Here is a 1,569-nt window from a genome sequence, read left to right on the forward strand (position 1 = left end):
GATTGTCCTCACAAACCATCGATGATCAACGCGGTGGCCGTCTTCATGCCCACGCCACGCCCAACGCCGAAGCCAAGTGACGTTGGAGTACTAGGGAGAGAGCATCCGTTCGTAGCGCTGGCCCGGCTACGCCATCTGATAGCTCGGGCCGAGCTTCCGGAGCATCGCGCTGCGGTCGCTGCCGCCCTGCGAGGACTGGCTCGCGAGCCCCGACTGAGACAACCGGTGCTGGCAAAGGTCGTGTCCTGGGCCGGAGAAGACTTTGCTTCTGGCCTGATCATGCTGCTCGACGCGCGATGCGACGACGCCGTGGCCGACCTACTCGTTCGAGACGCTGGAGATAATGCGGCCGCGTTCGACCTCCTGGTGAGAGCATGGGATCTCCTGAGTTCCGACAATGACCAAGACCGAGTCGCAGAGCTCACGGCGGGCTGGAGCGTCCAGCGGGATCTGGGGCGTATCGATGCCCTCACACTGGCGCGCGTGTGGGAGCCCATCGTGCACAAGGTGTTTTCCGGATCGCCGGAGGCCGTGTTCATCTCGGCGATGACGCCCGAGACGAGGGCGGACACCCTGCAGTACGTGATGAGTCGGAGTGCGGCGCCACACGTCAACGGGTTCGCCTTCGGTACAGCGGCCTTTCCGGTCGAGGAGACCCACCCTCGTGAGAACCTGCATCGAGACACCTGAGACCGATAATGGGTCGAGTGCTCCAGCGAGAGAAAGACTGCCACATCCCTGACAGAAGCGGGATCTTCTTGACGCCAACAACGGCGACCGGCGGGGAGCATCGCCCGCTCCTCTTGAGCGGGTGGGTTCTGGGCTGCGGGGCCCCGGCGCAGCGGACTCTGTGTTTCGGCCCCCGTTTACCCCCCGAAAACCCGAGCTAGTGGCCGACAATCAGTGACGAACGACGGCTATCGCTTGGTCATTTCGGTGCAGCTCAGCGCCTATTTATGATAATCAACGACAACGCTGTGACCGCTACGGAACGTAACAAGGGGTCGTCGGTTCGAATCCAGATGATCCAATTTAAATCGAGGGCTGGCCCAAATCTCAGGCCAGCCCTCGACGACGGTGTACCGCACGGGTACCCGTTGGCGGCCCGGGAACCCGCACAGTCCGGGTAGGGTGATCGTCAACCGATCGGGATGGCACCAACAACACGCAACCCGAGATGGGCATCGGTTCGTGTCGATCCCGGTACAACCCCAAACCCAACCGCCCACGTCAGTGGAGGTTTGGTGCCTTCCAGCCGTCCGCCGAGTGAAACCCCAACGCCGGCCTCGAGGCGGCTTGAAGGGCAGGTGTTGCTCGCGACCGGTAGTGGCGTCGAGCCGGATTTCCGCTTTTTGCCGATGTTCGTCCCGACGGCTGCTTCGCCAATGATCGTGAGTCACCGTGCGCGATGACACATCATCATCGTTACCACCGGTGACGTGCGGGTAGCTGAGTTGAGTGCACCGGATCATGATCCGTCAGTCCGTCGGAGTCAGGAATTGATCTCGGATTGCTCGGTCAAGATCGATGTCGCTGTGGCCAGCCGTTCGAGTGCATCGCTCCGACCTA

At 62.1% G+C, this 1,569-nt stretch carries 1 protein-coding gene; it reads left to right on the forward strand.

The features are described 5' to 3' along the window. Window positions 1–225: 225 nt before the first annotated feature. A complete protein-coding gene (locus ACIBO1_RS32265; protein ID WP_396753095.1) occupies window positions 226–690 on the forward strand; it encodes a hypothetical protein in 465 nt (154 codons plus the stop codon). Window positions 691–1,569 lie beyond the last annotated feature (879 nt).

The organism is Micromonospora sp. NPDC049903 (genome assembly GCF_044460945.1).
GTDB lineage: Bacteria > Actinomycetota > Actinomycetes > Mycobacteriales > Micromonosporaceae > Micromonospora.